Origin of the sequence: Bibersteinia trehalosi, from assembly GCF_004346205.1 — a bacterium.
In the GTDB taxonomy this organism is placed as follows: domain Bacteria; phylum Pseudomonadota; class Gammaproteobacteria; order Enterobacterales; family Pasteurellaceae; genus Bibersteinia; species Bibersteinia trehalosi.
In genome coordinates, this window is record NZ_SMAM01000010.1 from 1 (window position 1) to 20,124 (window position 20,124).

The window sequence follows — 20,124 nt, forward strand, 5'->3', positions numbered from 1 at the left end:
GCAACAGTGCGTCGTTGCGATGGCGTGCATTATAGAGATTTCAAAATCCTTTGCAAGCGCTTTTTTGCAAAAAATCTAAAAAAAATGACCGCTTGGTGATCTTTTATTCGTTATGCTGAAATATGCTTATAATACAATCTAGTCGAAAAGATGTATTTTTTATTGTAGATTCTTTCTTTGCCCTGTTATATTTCAACTCACAACCACAGAAAGTGGCTACACGCACAAAGTAATTTTCTGGCACCCTATTCCTGTTTCTATTCCCCATGCATAGATGGCTGAGACTAGGTGACTGCCTCCCTGCGGTTCTCCAACATTCTACCAAAGATAGTTTCAATTCACAGCCACGCGTAGGTGGCTGCATGCGTTGGTTGATGATTTCGTTTTGCGAATTGGCGTTTCAATTCACAGCCACGCGTAGGTGGCTGCAATACTCAATCACAATCACTGCTGTTGTACCAGAGTTTCAATTCACAGCCACGCGTAGGTGGCTGCCTATTCGGAGGTTACTTTTTTGGCTCAAAAGCACGGTTTCAATTCACAGCCACGCGTAGGTGGCTGCTGTCGAACGAGATTTATGGGTATGCACTACCCAGCCGTTTCAATTCACAGCCACGCGTAGGTGGCTGCCTAACACATCATCACGGCTAACGTTCTTGATATTGTTTCAATTCACAGCCACGCGTAGGTGGCTGCACCTTTATGGTGCTTGGCTGGTTTGTGATTGAGCGTTTCAATTCACAGCCACGCGTAGGTGGCTGCACGTTACTCTCATTGGGTTAGAGCCTAGTTCATTAGTTTCAACACACAGCCACGCGTAGGTGGCTGCTTTAACTCGGTGAGCAAGTATTCACCTTTACAGAGTTTCAACACACAGCCACACGTAGGTGGCTGCGACCTTTTAACTGATGATGATATTTGGACACTTGTTTCAACACACAGCCACACGTAGGTGGCTGCAGCAAAAGAGCACAAATTAAAAGAGCGGGAATTTGTTTCAACACACAGCCACACGTAGGTGGCTGCTAAGTCTAAACCTATCGGGCAAGTTGATGATGAGTTTCAACACACAGCCACACGTAGGTGGCTGCTTGTTCGGTTGGTGCGTTTGACTGATTCACAATCGGTTTCAACACACAGCCACACGTAGGTGGCTGCACTCACCAGGTTTTCTGGCTTTTGTTTACGGTCTGTTTCAACACACAGCCACACGTAGGTGGCTGCTCCCTACTAGATAACATTTTGAAATATCAGGCTTTTTAGCCCTTTATTCGCTAACGTTTTGTAGAGAGTGGAAAAAAGTATAGCATATCGCCAATATACTGTACTTTATTTTTTCTAATTCCTTGATTATTAAAGAACAATATAGATTCGCTAACCTTGCTACATTTTTATGAGAACTACAGGCTAGCGATTTATAAAATCAGCGTATCTTTAAAAATATCCACTGAAGGTTTTGCGCCATGGTGCTCAACTTTATTCCTCCATTTACTGCCTAAATGGTAAAAGCGCAAACTATCACAGTCTGGGTTGTAAGTTGCCAATAATTTATTTTTCAGTGTTACCCACTGAGCGGGGGTAACATCACACTCAAACACAGAATATTGCGCCCGTACACCATAATCCAAACAATGCTTAGCAATACGGCGTAGGCGAGCCTGCCCTTCTGGGTCATCAAATGAAATGTCGTAGGTAATCAACATCAGCATAGTTGCCAATTCCTCAATAAATAAAACAGAAACAAGCGGTCAAATTTCAACAAAATTTTGCAGATTTTAACGTATTAAAAACGGCGGATATTCTGCTAAATCACCTCGCAAATGGCGCGCCAATAACATCGCTTGAATATAAGGTAACAAGCCGATTTCCACTTCTTCCTCTAAAAATGGGTGGATGATTTTTTCTTGTTTTTTCGCTTGCAAAGTTTGAAATAGTAATTTTCTTGCTTCAGGCTTGAGAGTTACCGCACCGCTAGCTTCTGTTATAAAATCATCAGGCTTAATCTGCCCTCGATTGATAAGCGACAGCACCATTCTATCTACCCACCACGCACGAAATTCCTCCAAAATATCTTGAGCCAAGCTATCTCGACCCGGTCGATCTGCGTGCAAAAAGCCAATCTGCGGGTCAAGCCCCACACCTTGCAATGCCCCGCTAATATCTTTCCCTAAAATACTATAAAGAAATGAAAGCAACGCATTCACACCGTCACGAGGTGGGCGGCGATTACGTCCGTCAAAGTGGAAACCGCTATTTTCCTTGATGAGATGAGAAAACATCCCAAAATAACGAGAAGCGGCATCACCCTCAATGCCACGAATCAAATCCAAATTATCCGCCGTTTTCAACTGTTGCAGACTGTAATTTAATGCGGTAATTGCCGATTGAAGGTCAGTATTTTCGCCGTGATTACGAATTTGCCGTTGTAACACCCGCTTAGATGCTTGAATTTTGGCTGCAATGATGTTGCGAACAATAGGAAGAGGATTGGTCTCCGACTTTTTATACTGGACTCGGCGTAACAATACATTACCACTTTGTCGCCCTTGCAACCGACCAAGATAACGTCCATTTTCGGTAAAAAACGCTAAATTTACGTTATTTTCGCCACAAAATCCCATTAAAAACGGCGACACCAACACATTGCCAAAACAAAAAATATGCCCAATGGAATGAATCGGCAACTGTGCCACTTTCTTCCGTTCTTGCTCTACTACTAAAGTTTCTCGCTCTTTGTGGAGATAGCTGCCCTGCGTGGTGATGTAGAGCGTATTTTGGATTTTGCGCATTTGGGGAATTCCTTTGGTTTTGACAGTGCTTTGGGGCTACCTAAAAGCATGCTATCTATAATCTTTATCGTTGTTAAAAGGAGAAATTTCTCCTATATCAACCACACCTAAGAAATCAAGAACCTCTATCTCATCAATATCCATATTTTGTAAGCCAGCTTGGGAGTTTCCATATAAATGAACTAAAACATCCGTTTTATATGATACTTCTCTCATTTTTGTTATCACTCCTAGTGGCACATCTTCCTTATCAATTGAATCCCAAGCTGAAAAATGAAAAGTTGCTTCAACATTACACAAAACTTCACAGGCAATACTGATGACAATTTCACTTGAATTAATATCAACAATATATATTTTTAATTCATCTCTATCATTTTCCTTAAGAATATTGACATCTATCAAGTTTACTTGCTCATCATCAATATAGTAGTTATATGCTGACGTAGCCTCAATTTCAAAAAAACTTACATCATCTTCAATAGCAGAACATATTCTTTTAAAAATTTCGCTATTTTTATTTTCTAACAAATCTAATTGTACCTCACGAATAATAGAGTCCAAGACTTGGCTTTGTCTATTCAATAGATCCATTGCTTTCGCCAGGTCATCAATAACGTCAATATTATCTTTATCTTCTGAAAAACATTTCCAATCATTGTCAGAACTAACAGCCAATAAATTCTTATCGTTACCTCTTGCCCAACATTCTAATGACAATAAGGCAATAGCATCTGGAAATTCATTCTTTTTATTGCCTGACTCCTTAAAAGGTGCATGATGTCGAAAATACATATTTATCAAAGATTGTATCTCACAATACTCCTCACTTTTAATGATCTCAATCCCACTCTTTTGTATAAAATCTTTCAATATTAAACTTGATATAACGCCAGCATCACAACCCATATTCATTAATGACTTGATTTTCTCTATATCGTCTATACAACAATTCAGATAATCAACAGCATCATTTAAAGCCGAGTCAATCTTATTTTTCGTCTCCTTCTCTTTTTTATTTAAATGAGATTTAAGTTCTAAATATACAACATCACTTAAAACTAAATTTATTCGACTATCTTTAAATTGATGTAATTGTGCTAACAATCCTTTATTTAACTTCAATCCATTTTTTTCAAAAATTGAAGTATCAATTGTTAGTGCAGAATAGTGTTTATCAGCTTTAACCATATATATTTCCCGTTCAAACTTAATCAGTTATATAATAAGTAATGCTTACTCCCCAAACAACCCCGCCACATACCCCACCGACCTATCCCCTTCCAACAACTTCGGCTGGCAAATATCCAGGAGCGAACAGGCTTTACAATGTTTGCTGTATTCGGGCGCAGGGGTTCTGCCGCTCTTTAATAATTCTCTAACTTGAGCAATGGTATCCAACGTTGTTTGCCTGAGGCCGTCTGAAAACACCACCGGCACGCGATGGCGGGTTTGCATATACCACAGCGCGCCTTCTTCAATGGTTTGCCCTGTCATTTCTTCCAAACATAACGCTTGGGCACAAAGTTGGATTTCGTCCATCGGTTCAAGTTTGGGCTTGCCACGTTTATATTCCACAGGCTTTAGCTCGCCTGTTTTTAGGTCTCGCTCGACCAAATCCAAAATGCCGCTTATGCCTAATTTTTCGGCTGCAACGTGAACCGTTCGCTCAAAGCGAATGCCCTTTCGGGTTTCCTGCTCACCACTATCTACCCGCTCGTGCAACGCTTGACCTTGTGCGGTGAGATAGTTTTCTGCCCACGCCTGTTCGTTGTGGATCAAGGCACATTGGCGAGGACAGAAAGCGTAGTGTTGCAAAGCAGAAAGCGAAATCGACCGCTTGTCATCGCTAAATTTTGGCTGAACAAGCGGTAAAATTTCCGCAGAATTTTGCAAATCGTCCATTACAATAATTCTTCAACGGTTACGCCATTTAAACCTTCGGTTTGCACGCTGATACGGTAGTCATCATAGCCTTTCGCAGGCGTGTCTTTTTCGCCATTGACACGTTCAACTTTTACCGAGTCAAACAGTTTATGAGCAGGTTGGCTGCCAAGTTCACTGTCGTGTTTAAATACGATCAGTTTACGAGCTGCCATTTCGCCTCGTGCGGCAGAACGGTCGTGTTCAAACATGAGTTGTAATGCTTGCCAAAGTTTTTGCACATCTTCATCAGAGAATCCTGTTTTTTCAGCAAGTTTGGCAGAGATAAAGCCGTGAACACGATAAAGTGCATAAGGTACAATGTATTTACGCCCCATAGTGCGTTCTTTTTCAAGATCTTTTTCGTTAGTTACCGCCATTCGAGTGATCGACACTTCTAGCGGAATAATCGGATCGATAGACTGGGCGAATGCTAGTTGTACAGGGCCTCGCACCTGTCCACTATTCACTTCTGTGGTCATCACTGCCCCAAAGGTGCGAATATCAAAGAAGTTTTTACACATCCAAGCGGTAATTTCTCGGGCTTTAGCTTCATCTTTTGGTAATTTTTTCGCTTCCGATTCAATCCCTAATGCTTCATAAGCACGTTTGTTTTGTAAATTCAGAACACTTTTTTCTTTAACGTAGATTTCGTAACCCGCCTCGTTTTCATAGCTCATTTCAATAAAATTGCGGATTTTGCGTTTTAGGCAAACATCGGTGACTAAGCCTTTACTGGTTTCAGGATCAAGGCGTGGCATATTGCCTGCGTCCGGGTCACCATTTGGGTTACCGTTGGTTACATCAAAGAAAAAAACAAATTCATAGCGGTTTTGAATAGACATAGTGTTTCCTTAGTTTTCAATAGATTCGGTGGTTTCTTTTTGGGCAAAATAGCTTTGTTTTTGGTGGTAATAACCAATCGCAAAACGCCCTTGTTCATCGATATTTAAATGGCGCGGGAAATTTTCCGGCAAGCTGGTAATAATCTCACCTAAATCCTTATCCAGATTGACCGCCATTCCGCCCTTATCTTTTCTCAAGCGAGATAAATGGTGTTTTGCACCGCTTAATAAGCGAGGGAATACCGAAAATGGCACGGCAGATGCTGAACCATAGTAACGGTCGGCAATACCGGCATTTAATTCACCTAACGCTTGGGTTTGGATTCTTTCTAATACCGCAAATAACCTGCCGAGCAAGTAAGCTTGGTTATCGCTTTCTTTATTTAAGCTCATAGGAACTCCTTCTTTAATAAAACCTTTTCTAAATTTTCGTTGTAAGACCGCTTTCATCAACGCCACTCGTAAGCCGTTAATATCTCCGTCTGCTCGGATTCGAGTCACCAACTGAGAAAGCAAGCTCATTGGGTATAAATGACCGCTAATAACCGCCCGAGCCATTTCGCCCGCCAAAACAGGGGAAATATTCTCACTTTTGCCTAATGAAGCAGTTTGCAATAACAGTCGCCAAATGGAGGGGGGCGTTTTCCACGCACAAGGCTCAAGAGCGAGATCTTGCCAATGTTCGCTGAGATTTTTCGCCAGTTGCCCAAAGGTGGTATCCAGCCAAAAACGCACCGAAATTCGAGCTGCATTCGGAGCAAGCCCCAACACATAAAAACGGGTGTTTTCAGATAATTCTGGGGAAATTTCTGCAAGCGGTCGTCCTTTGCTGATTTTTTGCAATTCATCAAAGATTTTTTGGTTTTCTTGAGCGTCATCAAGTGGGGACATTAAAGCGGAGAAAAAGCCTTCGGCAGCTTCGGCTTGAGCATTATTGTCTGCTTCCGCCCAAAAGACCGTACTGGAATCGCCAATAGTTAAACGATGTTTCTCGGTGCGTAACAAATAATTTAAAGCAGTAGTGTAGGCAAAGGCGGCTTGTTCAGAAACAGGGGCATTACTACCTTGTTCCTTGCCAAATGAGGTGAAAGATTCTTTATTAAAAGAGATGATTGAACCGCCCGCACTTTGCCCACCATAAACGCCTTTAATCGCAGGGTGGATGCGTGCAATCGGGGCAATTTCGCCACTGATTAGGCACAACCCTTGTTCGCTCTCTTCGCTAACCAGCAAACGCCCCCAAAGGGTTTGAGCGGCCTCTCGCTGATGAATATAACCGCTTGTGCCGACTAATTTAAACACAACATTTGCATCAAGCATTTCGGTTGGGCAGATTGATTCGGCAAAGTATGCTGGTTGCCATTGTTGCAGGAAATTTCTTATCGCCATTAAACCTTCATCATTGGAATCTGCAAGCAAATCCAAATGGTACTGTTTAAATGCCTCAAAGGGTTTCTCGGCGAAATTGATGGGTTGATCTTTGGCGGTGGCTTTATCAGGATTACTTTCTATGCCTAGCACATAAGCGGTTTTATCCCACAGAAAATTAGGCTTAATGCCAGACGTGCGTTTTTCAGGGCGAGGCACGCTCATCAATTTAGGTTTTGGTTTCTTGTCAGCGGTTAAATTTGGGATCACATTGATCAAATTTCCCTTTGAATCCAATTCTAGTACCCAACCGATTTTTTCTTCACTAAAACCATAGGAAGGTACTTTAGCTTCGCCTGTTAAACGATCTTCTTGTGCTGCAAGGCGGTAATAATAGCGGGTTAAAGCGGAGAGAATCATGATTTCACCTCCTCTGCATAAAATGGTGGCACATCAATCACACCATTTTTCATTTCTGCTCGGAAGAAACGAGGATGATTGCCGTGTTCAAAATCAATGTCGTGCAACATCCAACCTAAATCCCGATCTCGCTCATTTTCTGCCAAAAAACACTCAGGTAACGGCTCATCGTCATCTATCAAGGCAAAATTTGCCGCAAATTCACGCACGCCCATACAAGGCTGTTGGAAACATTGCCCCTTTTTCGCACGGCGTTTAAACATTTCAATATGCTTAGTGACGGTTTCCGCTTCGCCTGCCATTTTGGTCAGCACTGCATGAGCTTCGATCACATAACCGACATTTTTCAGCACAGTGGCAGCACGTTGTTGGCGGTCATCTTCAATCACGGTATATAAATCCGCCACTGTTTTACGTTTCATCGCCCCACTGATTTTACTGGCGGAAATTTTACTGCCCAGCTCATTACGGCGAACCGACTCAAACTGAATCGGTTTTAAGACATAAATTTTATCAATCACCCAGCGAATCGCTGGCTTCCAATGCACTGCTGCCAAAATTCCTCGTGCTGCAGACGGTGTAATCACATCATAAGACACCCGCTCTACCTTCATTTCAGGACGGGTAAAACAAGCATAATCGCCCCAAATATGGAGCTTGATTTTGTTTGGCATAGATTCTCCATTTTTTAATGGTTCCGTCATTTTTGATTTTCAGACAGCATACAAGCGATCGGATTTCTTGTAATTTGTAAAATTACAAGAAAATTAACCACATTTCTATAAATTTCACTATCAAAAAGCTTATACATCTGTAGCCTCTGCAAATCTTACCTCAGGAAGTGCATCTTTCTTAGCCACTTCCAAGATTTTTTCTAGTTCAGTGTTTTTCTCTGTAGCTTTGTCCAAAATATCCTTTGCCAATCTAACGCAAGCAGCTCGGGTAAATGAAATACTGACGGACTCCTTACTATATTGATCTATTCTCTGATAGTCTGTACTATCAAAGATAATAGGAAGAATCTCAATTAATGATTCAATGTCCTCACTAGAAAGATATTCTTTTTTATACATTTGATTAGCTGTCCAAAGAAGGGCTGATAATCCTTGTGTACGATTTGAGGCGATATAATAGATAAATCTTTTAATCAATCTATTCACAGCATCAGAATCTTGAAGATCTCGCCACACTAAAATTGCATATGAAACACAAGCTAGTCTGTTAGTATCTATAGATTGGAAACTCTTCTTAATGATATCTTCTACACGTTCAACAAAGATTTCATTTGAAGCCGCAAAGTAAGGAAATGCCATTAAAACTTGCGGCTCATCAATTTCTGCATATAACTTACATAATTTTTGAAAATTCTCTTCATTTAATGCATTTTTCGGCATTTTTGGAATAACTGAATAAGACAGTACTTGACTGACCAATCTAGAAGTTTTTTTATGTACTTGATTAGAGTATCCAAATATATCATTTTCATTTACCTCTTCTTTCCAAGAAACGAGTTTCTCAAAGAAATAAATGGCCTGCTCTTCTGTTGGATATTCTTTGATGTTCTCAGCTTGCGTTGCATTTGCTACATCCATTAAAAATCTCCAATTAAACAGATTATCACCAACAGATTCAAACAAATATTTTCTAACTAAATTTTTTACTTCTTGATGATTATGATTAGGAAGCTCAAGCAAAACATAATTTAGCAATCCTGTTTCTGGAATAACCCGATAGTCAGGTCTTTCACCCCATATTTTTAATGCAATTTTCTGACATTCTGCTTCAGTAAGGAATTTATGCTTTATCAAAGGCAATAAACGCAATAATGCAGGCGCACTTTCAGAAGAATTAAAAAATATATTGTCAATAATTTCATCAATGCGACGCTCAAGAGCCGTATTAGGTTTTCTCTCTCCTGGGTTATTTATTATAGGGTTACCCCATTTAAAACCTTTAGCCTGAACTTCTTTCTGAAGAGGGAAACACAAAGCATCTAATAAGATCTCACATTGCTCTGATTTTGGGATACTTTCTAAAGAAAACTTAATTAAATCATTAATTGAATCAAATAACCATAAATGATGTAACTTAGTATTTTTCCCCAAAGATACTGCCAGACGAAAAATTTGCTTAGCTTGTTCAGATGTTGCTCTTACAGACACACGAGCTAATACCTCAATAAATACCCTTAAACGATCAATCGCATAATGAGAAACGTCTTCAGATTGTACATCTAATTTACTACACCAATATTCAATTGAGGACATCGTCTTACTAATCAAAAAATCCACATCTTTTTGAGGTAACGTAGCAATCCTAATTCTAGAAAATATTTTCTTCAAAACATTTGAAGTATCACTATTAGCAGACCGAATAGCTAAAGAGAAACCATGAATATTATCAACACCTTCTAATTCAGCAATTTTTTCTGCTGGTTCTACAAGAAAATTTGTATATTGCCAGCGTAATGGCATACCAACTGTATTAGATATTCCCTCTAGCAATAACAAAGGATGTAATTCATTACTGAAGGTTATCGTATTTGATTTATCTTTATATGTACCTGGCTCAAATAAAGGCTCAATTTCTTTTTCTCGTTGTTTTCCTAGTGATTTAGTTATTTTTCCTTCTAAGTGTTCTATATAATCCCAAGGATCGCACTTCATTTCCTTAAAATCAAAAGAAAAAACTTTAATATTTTCTTTTAACTCACCTAAATTAATACCACGAACAAGCCAATGAGCCCAAGCCAAGCGAGAAAGTAAGTAGATAGAGTCGCGATTATTACGATACTGTTTAAGCAACTCATTATATGCTTTCTCTATTAATTTCTTCCCTTCAATAAATTCTCCTAACTCTGCAAGCAAAGAGGCTTTCCTTAATTTCCATATAGGTTCATTAATAGTAATTTTTTCTATACATTCTTCCAACAAAGGATAGTCAAAAGTATCTCTAGCAAGTATAGAATCATAATATGCAATCTCATTACTTATTTCCGGCCAATATTTTTTCCCTTTCTCCAATATGGTTTTCGTTGCCTGAATGATAGGCTCACTTTCTACTTCATCCATCCATCGCGTATTCTTTAAAAGAATAAGTGCGATTTCCAATTGTTGTTGCTTTGTTAATACACAAGAACTATCAATATCACAAATAGGCAATAATTCATTTAGTAACCAAGTAGGAAGTACTTCATAGGTTATTTTATAGTGCCAAGCTATTTCATATAACAATTTTGCCTTAGAATTTATACCCATTTCAGATAAATTTTGGAGATTAGGATAAGGATCATTAATTTGGGTTTTTAATTGGAATCGTTTATCATTAGGACACACAAGCCAATTTGGATAAGATAACCTGTCTTTTTCCAAGAATGGTAGTTGTCTCTCCAATAGGTTGGCAGCATAATTATTATCCTGGTAACGTCTATTCATCTCTTCTTCTGTTATTGTTGAGCGATGTATCTGTGTGGGTTCCCACTCCCATAGCTTCTTAGGTTTGAGATCCAGTAAAGCTTGAAGAAATATTTTCGTAGCTTCAAAATGTCGTATCTCTGAATCATCATAATCATCTACTAAATCATACAAATCTATTGGTGCAATATTGATAGATTCCAAATATTTACGTTTAGAAGAACTTAACCCAAGTGCACCAACAAGATAAATACGTCTAGAATGTGTTGATAAATGATCTCTTACCCATCCAGCCCATTGTAAAAAATTTGGATCATCACCAGAGAATCCTAACAAGCACAACTCATTTTCAATAAAAACTTGACGTGAGAAATTTACAAATGCTGCATATTGTTGCGGATATTTACGGTAATCTTCCTGAGTAAAAATCAAATCTTTAGTTACATCAATAGTCCCATGCAATTTTACGATCCGAGGTGATCTTGCACTTGAAAGATCTTCCTGTTTAGAAACAATACTATATACAGGTTGATGAATATCTTCTGAAGCACGTTCAAGTAAGGTATCCCAGTTTGTAGTCAAAACCTCTGACCAAGGTAATTCTAATAAGGATTTATGTAATTCTCCTGGCATCCAAGCTGAATCATTAATTTCCCTTTTGATTAAATCATGTAACGCTTGCTTACCGAAATATGCATTGTATTCTTCGGCTAGTCGTAACGGATCTGAGTTGCTTGAACCTAATTCTTTAATTAATAGTTCAGAAAAATTAAACCAAAGTGGAAGTTTTTTACTTCTATCTCCTGTTGTCGCAGCACTTCTACTAAAACCAGCGCCTATCATAATAGCTGCACCATGATAAGAGTTATCCTGTTGCCAAAGGGAAGAAGCAAGTTTTTTTAGTTTTGTATAGTCATCAAGTTGTGTAATATCTTTAGCCATGTTGAATTCCTATGTAATTATCTTTTCAATTGATTAAAATGAATTTCTTTAAAATACCAACCTTTCCGCCTCAATAAATCCCACATTCTCCCAACTCAACCCTGCCACCTCATCATACAAATCCATTCCAATTAAGCAGTAAAACTGTTTGCCGAAGCTGGTTTCATTAATGGTTTCAACTCTGCCAGCGTTATAGAGTTCGGCTAATGCTTTTTCCGGTACTTGCACAGTGTAAGGCTGGAGTTTTCTTAAAATACTGCCTACTTGATCCGCATAGCGTAAGCGGTCAATAAGGTTTTCGGCTTCTTGGTCGAAGGGGATAATCACCGGAATCAAATGGCTTGTGATCATTCGGAAATCTTCCGCTATGTTTTGGAATGGGAAATTGAGGCTTTGCCCAGCATCATGGCACGCCTTTAAAATATTGGGTTTATCCAGCTCTTTTTCTTTAGCCTCATAAACCGCTTGGAAATAATGATTGATTGCTTGCGGAGTAAGTAGATCATCTGCGTGAACCTGAACCGTTGAACGCATACAGCCAGAAAGTAGCCCCAACTCTGGCGGAGCTTTCCACTGTTCTTCCGGTTGGAAAACCCAAACATTGCTTTCTTCCGCTAAACGTTTTCCCTCTCGGTTGCAACGTCCAGCCGCTTGAGCAACAGAATCTAGCCCCGCTTCAGCTCGCATAACCAGTGGGAAATCGACATCAACACCGGCTTCAATTAAAGAAGTGGCAATCACTCGGCAAGGTAGGTTTTGTTTTAGGCGAAGACGAATTTCAGTCAGCGTTTGTGAGCGGTGTTTAGCACACATTAGCGTGGTGAGGTGATAAGTCCCATCTAAATGTTTCGCTGAATCATATAACGCTCGGGCATGACGGCGATTATTCACGATTATCAGCATTTGTGGGTTATCTGCGAGTTTGCTTTGCAACTCCACATCTGTTTGAATACCGATATGCTTTACCGTAGTACGTTTCAATTTTTCAAAAAGTGCGGTTGGATTAGGGGCAATTTCTCGCACATTTTCAAATCCTTTATAGAAACCATTTGCTTGGTGAATTGCCGGCTGTGTAGCAGTACATAGCACAACAGAACATTGATAATTATGAGCCAATTCATCAATCGCAGCCATAATTGGGCGTAATAAATTCAACGGTAGCATTTGGGCTTCGTCCAAAATAATCACGCTGCCGGCGATGTTGTGCAATTTGCGGCAACGAGAAGAACGGTCGGCAAACAAACTTTCAAAGAATTGCACTGCTGTGGTGACGACAATCGGCGCATCCCAATTTTCCGATGCCAATTTCAGCTTATCTCGGCTTGATTTATCAGGTAGGCTATCGTGATCAAAAGTGCTGTGATGCTCCAATACAGCCTCTTCTCCCAGCTCGCCAAAAGCTTTACGAAATTCCGCAGCATTTTGTTCAATAATGCTGGTAAACGGAATAACATAAATAATGCGGCGTAAACCATGCTGTTTAGCATGCTCAAGGGCAAATGCCATAGAAGTAAAGGTTTTACCACCGCCCGTTGGCACAGTCAGAGAAAACAAGCCTGTTTCCTGTTTGGCTTGAGATACGGCATAATCCAAAATTTCACTCCGCAAGCGATTTACCTCTGCTTTACGTTGTGCTTCCTGCGTATTAGGCGTTTGAATGGCAATTCGCTCCCTAAACTGTGCAATAAATTGATTAAATTGCTGATGAAGTGCGGTTAAATTTGGGTAATTTCCTCGTTCAAGCGGTCTTTTTTCGAGATTAGCATAAAAGGCTTCCGTATCAAGAAAATCCGCATCGACAAGGCAAGAATAGAGCATTCGAATAAAAAAGGCATAAGAGAAGAAAGGTTCGTTTTTAGAAAGCTTTAACGGCGGTAAGGGCAATTTTTCAGGCAAATTAAGTTCTTGCTGCCAAATAGCGTCAAGTACCGGTAGATCTTTATGACCATAGCCAAATTGCTCTTGCAAACGTTGTGTGAGTGTAGAACGATTTTTCCCTTCTCCAGAACCATTTGCTAACCCAGCGTGGTGGCCTGCGATACAAAACGCCATCATTTTGCCCAAAGGCCCCCAACGCTCTACTGCAATTTTGGCACCGGCAGTGGAGTGATTTACCCGTTCTCCACAGTGTAAACGTTTTTGGTAACGTTCACTATATTTGCCTAAATCGTGAAGTAATCCCGTGTAATAAGCGATTTCTTGAACACCCAAAAAGTAGGCAAACTTAGCCGCCAACTTACCGACATTATCAGCGTGCACCTTAAGAGGTTGCCAGTTGGCATAATCGATATCTTCACTCGAGTGAGCATAATAGGTTTTCATATTACTTAACTAGTCAAAAATAAAGAGAAATAATTAATTCTAACATTGCAAAAGAAATCTGCAATTCATCATATTAATACTGTTTTCAACCATCTCACCACCTCATCAACTTGTTTATCAGCTAGGTTAGAATAGCCCACTACAAATGCATTTTTCGGTGCTTGGCTTTTATCTTGATAATAACGAGCTAAACTGACCATCTTTATACCTTGTTCATTGGCAGATTGCAGAATTTGTTCATCACTTAACTCCGTGTGAAATTGCACAATAAAATGCAGCCCTGCATTCTCTTCTTTTATCGTAATTTTTTCTGCAAGCGGGCTATTTTTGAGCGAAAAGAGCAAATTATCTCGTTTTTTCTGATAATAGGCGCGCATTCGGTTAATGTGTTTTTCAAAATAGCCTTGCTGAATAAACTCAGCTAGTACATATTGCTCAAAGTTTGAAACCGTAGAGGCGTAAAAGCCCAATTGTTGATGAAAACGTGTTAATAATTCAGGCGGTAATACCATATAAGCAATACGCACGGTTGAGGATAGCGTCTTGGAAAAGGTGTTCATATAAATCACCTTACCTAGCATATCAATTGATTGCAAGGCTGGAATTGGCTGACCAACAAAGCGAAATTCACTGTCGTAATCATCTTCAATAATATAGCGATCTGCCTTTTCGGCAGCCCACGCTAATAATTCATAACGTTTAGCAATGGGCATTACTAATCCTGTGGGAAAATGGTGGGACGGTGAGGTGTGTAATACATTGACGTTTTTGAGTACATTTGTTGCATAATCCATTGAAATAGCAATGTGATTTAAGCCATAGCTTTGAAAAATTTTATGCAACTTGTCATAACTGGGATCGGGCAAGGCGTAAGTTTTATCTAAACCAAGAAGTTGAACCAATAAGCCATAAAGATATTCTGTGCCCGCGCCGACAATAATTTGTGCAGGTGAAACATTCATTCCCCGAAAATCATGTAAATGCTTAGCAATCGCTTGACGCAACATTAGCACTCCGCCACTTTCTGCCCGCTCCATTAAGGCAGATTGATGGTGTTTTAATACTTCTCTGACTAATTTTGTCCACACTGAAAAAGGGAAATTTTCCGCAGAGGTTTGGCTGTTTGTGAGATCTGCTTGCCATTTTTTGCTATTTTCTATCGGTTTTGAACCGCTTGTTTCAGGGAAAACTGACCTGCTTGTACTTGTTTTGGGTAAATTAAGTGGATTGACAAAAAATCCTTGCTTTGCTTTTGCACTCAAATACCCTTCTGCCACCAATTGCTGATAGGCAGTTTCTACAGTCATCACCGAAATACCTAAATGCTTAGCAAAAGCCCGTTTAGACGGCAATTTTTCACCAGCAATAATGCCGCCTTTTTCAATATCCTGTTTGATGAAGCAGTAAAGTTGTTCATAGAGAGGAATATTGTTTTTTTGGAAAGTATAGGTAACCATTCTGAACTGATTAAAAGAGTGAAAAATGGCTATTTTAATCAGTTCAGATAAATTTACAATGCCCCTAATTTTTTATGAACAAAAGGAACAAATAACAATGACTCACCGTTATGATCTCAACAAACAACTGGCACAAATGTTAAAAGGCGGCGTGATTATGGACGTTACCACACCAGAGCAAGCTCGTATTGCCGAAGAAGCGGGGGCTTGTGCGGTGATGGCGTTAGAAAAAATTCCTGCGGATATTCGTGCAGCAGGTGGCGTGTCTCGTATGAGTGATCCTAAGATGATCAAAAGTATTCAAGAGGCGGTTTCTATTCCAGTGATGGCGAAAGTGCGTATCGGGCATTTTACCGAAGCGCAAATTTTGCAAGCGATTGAAATTGATTATATTGATGAAAGTGAGGTGCTTTCCCCTGCGGACGATACATTCCATATCAACAAACGTGCATTTGATGTGCCGTTTGTGTGTGGTGCAAAAGATTTGGGAGAGGCGTTGCGTCGTATCAATGAAGGGGCGGCAATGATCCGCAGTAAGGGGGAACCGGGAACTGGCGATGTGGTACAAGCGGTGCGACACTTACGCAAAATGAAACAGGAAATTGCGCGTGTGGCATCACTTTCTACTGATGAGCTGTATCACGCTGCAAAAGAATTACAAGTGCCGTTTGATTTAATTCAATATGTGCATCAACACAAAAAATTACCAGTGGTCACTTTTGCTGCGGGTGGTGTGGCAACCCCTGCCGATGCGGCATTGATGATGCAATTAGGAGCGGAAGGGGTGTTTGTTGGTTCAGGGATTTTTAAATCAGGTAATCCAGCGAAACGTGCACGCGCGATTGTGCAAGCAGTGACTAACTATAACGATGCCAAATTGCTTGCTGAGCTTTCCGAAGATTTAGGTGAAGCAATGGTAGGGATTAACGAGCAAGAAATTGAATTGCTAATGGCGGCACGAGGTATTTAATGAAAATTGCGATTCTTGCTTTGCAAGGGGCATTTGCCGAACACGCTGATAAACTTGAACAATTAGGTGTGGAAAGTGTAGAGATTCGTCAACTCGCGGATTTAAATCAAGATTTTGAAGGTTTAATCTTACCCGGAGGAGAATCTACGGTTCAGGGGAAATTACTGCGTGAATTAGGACTATTTGAACCACTTCGCCAAAAAATCTTGAACGGCTTACCCACACTAGGGACTTGCGCAGGGTTAATTCTACTTGCAGAAAAACTTGCCAATGATGACAAGCAACATTTTGCCACTTTACCTGTCACCGTTAAACGCAATGCGTATGGTCGCCAATTAGGCTCATTTCTCACTGAAAGTGAAGTAAAACATATCGGCAAAATTCCTCTGCCGTTTATCCGCGCCCCCTATGTGGAAAGCATCGGTGAAGGCGTGGAGATTTTGGCAGAAGTAAGCGGTAACATTGTCGGTGTAAAATGCAAAAACCAAATCGGCATCTCATTTCACCCCGAAGTGAGTGATGATCTACGTTTTCATCGTTATTTTGTGGAGATGTGTAAAAATTGATAAAAACAAGCGATAGGATGCATAACCCCTATCGCTTATTCTTTATACTATAATAACTTGAATGCCTTTCTGTTCAATTCTTTCTTTCATTTCTTCTGAAAGCTGGCTATCGCTAATCACCACATCAATTTTTTCCAAACCACAGACGATATTTGGGCTTTTACGTCCAAATTTGGTGGAATCGGCAAGTACCACAATTTTCTTTGCTGCACGGCACATAGCGGAACTTACCCCATAGATTTCATTAAACGTGGTTAAGCCAACTTCTAGATCAAAACCATCAGTGCCAATAAATAACGTGTCAAAGGTAGAATCATTAAAAGCCGATTCGGCAAAATAACCATGAAATGAAGCGGAGCGTTCACGATAAGTACCACCTGAAATCATTAAATTGTAATTTTTTTTCAGTTGAGTAATACCATTGATAATATGCAAACTATTTGTCATCACGGTTAAATTATCAAATTTAACCAAATGCGGAATCATTTGTAATACGGTGCTACCTGCATCCATAATAATGGAATCGCCATCATTAATTAGTTCACTGGCTTTTTGCCCTATCTTTTGTTTTTGAAGCAAATTGATATGATTTTTTTGATCAATACTGGCATCAAATACTTCATCTTGCAAAATGACAACGCTTCCGTAAGTGCGTAACACTTTATTTTGCTGTTCTAGCACGGTGAGATCTTTACGAATGGTTGCCCCAGTTAATTTAAAGTATTCAGCCAATACTTCCACATCGGTTCTACCGTGCTGACTGAGGTAATCTAAAATCTGTTTTTGGCGTTCAATGGGTTTCATTGCTTTTCCTACTGTTAAAAGATTATTCAGTATGAAAATGTTGCCATTAGTTTTGATAAGGAATCTACTCGTTTATCAGCCAAACTAAAACGAGGATCGGCATAATTTGGATTAACAATCACGGTTTGTAACCCCGCTGCTTTCGCAGCAATTAAGCCGGTGACACTGTCTTCAATGACTAAACAATCATTGATATTCACATTCAGCTTTTGCACTGCCGTTAAATAAACCGCTGGGTGAGGTTTGCCATAAGCTTCATCATTTGCACTGCATTGCACACGAAAATAATCCCAAAGATTCAGTTTGTTAAATACCGCTTCAATAATCATCGGGGCCGAAGAGGTCGCCAGTGCGAGCGGAATGTTCTGTTTTTGTAATAAATCCAGTAAGGGATAAAGCCCTTCCATCGCACAACCTTGCGCTAAAATCGCCTCGTAAGCATAGCGCAAAATTTGATTAGCCACTTCTTCTGCATTGGCATTTAATTGGTAACGTTCAATCCAGATATGCGCAATTTGGTCGATACGTTTACCACGTGTTAAATGCTCACAATCTTGTTCGGTGATTTGTTGCCCAAAAGCATGCAATGTTTTTATTTGTGCTTCAGCCCACATCGGCTCAGAATCAATAATGACACCGTCCATATCAAAAATAACAGCTTTTATTTGCATACTATTTTCCTTGCGAATTATGACACTTTTTTAGCAAAAAAGATGTGATTTGATTCAAAATTTAGCGAATTAATGCAATTTTTAGTGCATTTTGTAGCGCTTTATTATTGGGAAAGGCTTGTTCAGGCTGAATTTCTGTTAGCGATTTACCCGTTAAAACAGTGGAAAAAGCCGGTTTGGCAAAAACAGAAAAGCCCTGCATAGTTAAGCACTCTTGTACAAGATTGTGATTATCCACGGCTAAGACGATCACGGCTTTGGGCGTAAAACGCCCCTCATTTCTGCCAACCACCACTTTACCCTTTTTGGCAATCTCTGCATAAGCCTGATTAAATAAACGAATTTGTCGCCAACCAAGTAAAATCTGCAATAACCACATACAGACGGCAAAGCCGATCAAGATAGCAGTAGAACTCATTTTTTCTCCTTAACCGTCAATCATAGAGGGGGTTTCACCCCCTCTATGTCATTAGAACATTACCTGCCCACCAGTAATATTGATGGATTGTCCTGTGCAATACGCGGCTTGCTCGCTGGCATAGAAGCGAAGCACATTTAATACATCTTGGTAATCACATCCTCGTTTTAATGGGACTTTATCAATATAAACCTGCTCCACTTCGCTTTCAGGAATACCCAATTTTTTGGCGTATTGTGGAATCAATGATTGGAACATTGGCGATTTAAGTAAATTACCTAACATTAATGAATGTACGGTGATACCGTGCTCTGCTAAATCAAGGGCTAACGATTGAGTTAAGCCAACTCCGCCAAATTTTGCCGCACTATATCCTGAATTATGCTTACTCCCCACTTTACCTGATTTGGAGTTAATTTGGATAATGCGCCCTTTAATACCATCTCGGATCATTAATCGAGAAAAATGTTTGGCAGAAAGGAAATAGCCAGTTAAATTCACTTTCACAGATAAATCAAAATCTTTCAAATCAAAATCTGTGATTTTGGCTGCTTTGGCTGTCCCTGCACTATATACCACTAAATCTACACGTCCAAATGCCTCATCAGTGGCTTTTGCCATCGCTTCCACGCTGGTCTCATTGGTTGCATCGACTTGTACGCCAATCGCATTTTCTGCACCATATTTGCCATTAATAATGCCCGCAACCGCCTGTGCATTTTCACCATTTAAGTCTGCCACCACAACCCGATAACCACTGTCAGCAAGTCCTTCACTTAAAAAAGCCCCTAAGGTTTGACCACCACCAACAACAACTGCTACTTTTTTCATTTTAAAATCCCTCTTAATTATTTAAAAAGACAAACTCACTGCCTACGCTAATTTCATTTGGCACATCGCCCTGTAAGTGAATAGAACCTGGAAATTGTGCTTCGCTTGCCCCATCAAAAAACAGTGTAATATGCCCAAGTTGAGCTAAGTTTTCTGAGGCGACCTCCCCTACGGCGGTAATAGGATAACGCTTGGCGTTAATCTGTAATTCCCCCCCTACGGCAAGAGGTTGTTTTAAATCATCATGGCTATGCACAAAGCAGTAATCCACAACATCTGCTGGTGCGCCACTTTTAAACATAATCAACATATTGTCTTGCAATGCATCTTGGGCAAAATCGCCAATTTGCTCCACGACCACTTGATAAATAACGCTCATTGTTTT

Annotated in this window: 17 protein-coding genes and 1 CRISPR repeat array; of the genes, 2 read left to right on the forward strand and 15 right to left on the reverse strand. The window is 40.0% G+C overall.

Annotated features, from left to right (window positions below; genetic code table 11):
- The first annotated feature begins 330 nt into the window (after positions 1–330).
- Positions 331–1,224: direct repeats of the CRISPR family, unit length 32 nt; unit sequence GTTTCAATTCACAGCCACGCGTAGGTGGCTGC.
- Positions 1,225–1,415: 191 nt separating this feature from the next.
- The 10 genes from cas2 to pdxR all read right to left on the reverse strand — a co-directional run bounded on the left by cas2 (position 1,416) and on the right by pdxR (position 15,479).
- Complete coding sequence (cas2, locus tag EDC51_RS09720) at positions 1,416–1,709, reverse strand: CRISPR-associated endonuclease Cas2 (RefSeq protein WP_006248114.1); 294 nt, start codon at positions 1,707–1,709, stop codon at positions 1,416–1,418.
- 66 nt (positions 1,710–1,775) lie between these two features.
- The gene (gene cas1c / locus EDC51_RS09725; protein ID WP_131928833.1) at positions 1,776–2,789 is read right to left on the reverse strand and encodes a type I-C CRISPR-associated endonuclease Cas1c; all 1,014 of its coding nucleotides are present in this window, start codon (positions 2,787–2,789) and stop codon (positions 1,776–1,778) included.
- Between the two features lie 51 nt (positions 2,790–2,840).
- Complete coding sequence (locus EDC51_RS09730; protein WP_131928834.1) at positions 2,841–3,980, reverse strand: PIN domain-containing protein; 1,140 nt, start codon at positions 3,978–3,980, stop codon at positions 2,841–2,843.
- A gap of 45 nt (positions 3,981–4,025) precedes the next feature.
- Positions 4,026–4,694, reverse strand: a complete 669-nt coding sequence (gene cas4 / locus EDC51_RS09735; RefSeq protein WP_131928835.1) for a CRISPR-associated protein Cas4 — start codon at positions 4,692–4,694, stop codon at positions 4,026–4,028.
- On the reverse strand, positions 4,694–5,557 hold the full coding sequence (gene cas7c, locus EDC51_RS09740; RefSeq protein WP_131928836.1) for a type I-C CRISPR-associated protein Cas7/Csd2: 864 nt from the start codon (positions 5,555–5,557) through the stop codon (positions 4,694–4,696). The genes cas4 and cas7c overlap by 1 nt, the downstream gene beginning before the upstream one ends.
- Before the next feature lie 9 nt (positions 5,558–5,566).
- A complete protein-coding gene (gene cas8c / locus EDC51_RS09745; RefSeq protein WP_131928837.1) occupies positions 5,567–7,345 on the reverse strand; it encodes a type I-C CRISPR-associated protein Cas8c/Csd1 in 1,779 nt (592 codons plus the stop codon).
- Positions 7,342–8,019 (reverse strand): type I-C CRISPR-associated protein Cas5c, encoded by a 678-nt coding sequence (gene cas5c / locus EDC51_RS09750; protein ID WP_131928838.1) that lies wholly within the window; start codon positions 8,017–8,019, stop codon positions 7,342–7,344. Before cas5c ends, cas8c begins: the two co-directional genes overlap by 4 nt.
- A gap of 129 nt (positions 8,020–8,148) precedes the next feature.
- Positions 8,149–11,700 (reverse strand): SIR2 family NAD-dependent protein deacylase, encoded by a 3,552-nt coding sequence (locus EDC51_RS09755; RefSeq protein ID WP_131928839.1) that lies wholly within the window; start codon positions 11,698–11,700, stop codon positions 8,149–8,151.
- A 48-nt stretch (positions 11,701–11,748) separates the two neighbouring features.
- A complete protein-coding gene (gene cas3 / locus EDC51_RS09760) occupies positions 11,749–14,022 on the reverse strand; it encodes a CRISPR-associated helicase Cas3' (protein WP_131928840.1) in 2,274 nt (757 codons plus the stop codon).
- Positions 14,023–14,090: 68 nt separating this feature from the next.
- A complete protein-coding gene (gene pdxR, locus EDC51_RS09765; protein WP_131928841.1) occupies positions 14,091–15,479 on the reverse strand; it encodes a MocR-like pyridoxine biosynthesis transcription factor PdxR in 1,389 nt (462 codons plus the stop codon).
- Between the two features lie 97 nt (positions 15,480–15,576).
- Here pdxR and pdxS point away from each other — a divergent pair, with 97 nt between their 5' ends.
- A complete protein-coding gene (gene pdxS, locus EDC51_RS09770; protein WP_211335007.1) occupies positions 15,577–16,449 on the forward strand; it encodes a pyridoxal 5'-phosphate synthase lyase subunit PdxS in 873 nt (290 codons plus the stop codon).
- Complete coding sequence (gene pdxT, locus EDC51_RS09775; RefSeq protein ID WP_131928842.1) at positions 16,449–17,015, forward strand: pyridoxal 5'-phosphate synthase glutaminase subunit PdxT; 567 nt, start codon at positions 16,449–16,451, stop codon at positions 17,013–17,015. Before pdxS ends, pdxT begins: the two co-directional genes overlap by 1 nt.
- A 42-nt stretch (positions 17,016–17,057) precedes the next feature.
- Here pdxT and srlR read toward each other — a convergent pair whose 3' ends face one another.
- From srlR to srlB, 5 genes are all read right to left on the reverse strand, one after another.
- Complete coding sequence (gene srlR / locus EDC51_RS09780; protein ID WP_131928843.1) at positions 17,058–17,819, reverse strand: glucitol operon DNA-binding transcriptional repressor SrlR; 762 nt, start codon at positions 17,817–17,819, stop codon at positions 17,058–17,060.
- 26 nt (positions 17,820–17,845) lie between these two features.
- Positions 17,846–18,490 carry a hexitol phosphatase HxpB gene (hxpB, locus tag EDC51_RS09785; RefSeq protein ID WP_025267179.1) on the reverse strand — a complete coding sequence of 215 codons (645 nt, stop codon included), beginning with the start codon at positions 18,488–18,490 and terminating at the stop codon, positions 17,846–17,848.
- A gap of 61 nt (positions 18,491–18,551) precedes the next feature.
- Entirely contained in the window at positions 18,552–18,908 is a 357-nt protein-coding gene (locus EDC51_RS09790; RefSeq protein ID WP_131928844.1) for a transcriptional regulator GutM, read from the reverse strand.
- A 51-nt stretch (positions 18,909–18,959) separates the two neighbouring features.
- Positions 18,960–19,739: a sorbitol-6-phosphate dehydrogenase gene (gene srlD / locus EDC51_RS09795; RefSeq protein WP_015432193.1), complete on the reverse strand. Its 780-nt coding sequence runs from the start codon at positions 19,737–19,739 to the stop codon at positions 18,960–18,962.
- 13 nt (positions 19,740–19,752) lie between these two features.
- A complete protein-coding gene (gene srlB / locus EDC51_RS09800; protein ID WP_015432192.1) occupies positions 19,753–20,118 on the reverse strand; it encodes a PTS glucitol/sorbitol transporter subunit IIA in 366 nt (121 codons plus the stop codon).
- Positions 20,119–20,124: the final 6 nt, after the last annotated feature.

Excerpts from the sequence above, each read along its gene's own strand:
- cas2 (WP_006248114.1), bottom strand. The coding sequence starts at position 1,709 with ATGCTGATGTTGATTACCTACGACATTTCATTTGATGACCCAGAAGGG.
- cas1c (WP_131928833.1), bottom strand. The coding sequence starts at position 2,789 with ATGCGCAAAATCCAAAATACGCTCTACATCACCACGCAGGGCAGCTAT.
- EDC51_RS09730 (WP_131928834.1), bottom strand. The coding sequence starts at position 3,980 with ATGGTTAAAGCTGATAAACACTATTCTGCACTAACAATTGATACTTCA.
- cas4 (WP_131928835.1), bottom strand. The coding sequence starts at position 4,694 with ATGGACGATTTGCAAAATTCTGCGGAAATTTTACCGCTTGTTCAGCCA.
- cas7c (WP_131928836.1), bottom strand. The coding sequence starts at position 5,557 with ATGTCTATTCAAAACCGCTATGAATTTGTTTTTTTCTTTGATGTAACC.
- cas8c (WP_131928837.1), bottom strand. The coding sequence starts at position 7,345 with ATGATTCTCTCCGCTTTAACCCGCTATTATTACCGCCTTGCAGCACAA.
- cas5c (WP_131928838.1), bottom strand. The coding sequence starts at position 8,019 with ATGCCAAACAAAATCAAGCTCCATATTTGGGGCGATTATGCTTGTTTT.
- EDC51_RS09755 (WP_131928839.1), bottom strand. The coding sequence starts at position 11,700 with ATGGCTAAAGATATTACACAACTTGATGACTATACAAAACTAAAAAAA.
- cas3 (WP_131928840.1), bottom strand. The coding sequence starts at position 14,022 with ATGAAAACCTATTATGCTCACTCGAGTGAAGATATCGATTATGCCAAC.
- pdxR (WP_131928841.1), bottom strand. The coding sequence starts at position 15,479 with ATGGTTACCTATACTTTCCAAAAAAACAATATTCCTCTCTATGAACAA.
- pdxS (WP_211335007.1), top strand. The coding sequence starts at position 15,577 with ATGACTCACCGTTATGATCTCAACAAACAACTGGCACAAATGTTAAAA.
- pdxT (WP_131928842.1), top strand. The coding sequence starts at position 16,449 with ATGAAAATTGCGATTCTTGCTTTGCAAGGGGCATTTGCCGAACACGCT.
- srlR (WP_131928843.1), bottom strand. The coding sequence starts at position 17,819 with ATGAAACCCATTGAACGCCAAAAACAGATTTTAGATTACCTCAGTCAG.
- hxpB (WP_025267179.1), bottom strand. The coding sequence starts at position 18,490 with ATGCAAATAAAAGCTGTTATTTTTGATATGGACGGTGTCATTATTGAT.
- EDC51_RS09790 (WP_131928844.1), bottom strand. The coding sequence starts at position 18,908 with ATGAGTTCTACTGCTATCTTGATCGGCTTTGCCGTCTGTATGTGGTTA.
- srlD (WP_015432193.1), bottom strand. The coding sequence starts at position 19,739 with ATGAAAAAAGTAGCAGTTGTTGTTGGTGGTGGTCAAACCTTAGGGGCT.
- srlB (WP_015432192.1), bottom strand. The coding sequence starts at position 20,118 with ATGAGCGTTATTTATCAAGTGGTCGTGGAGCAAATTGGCGATTTTGCC.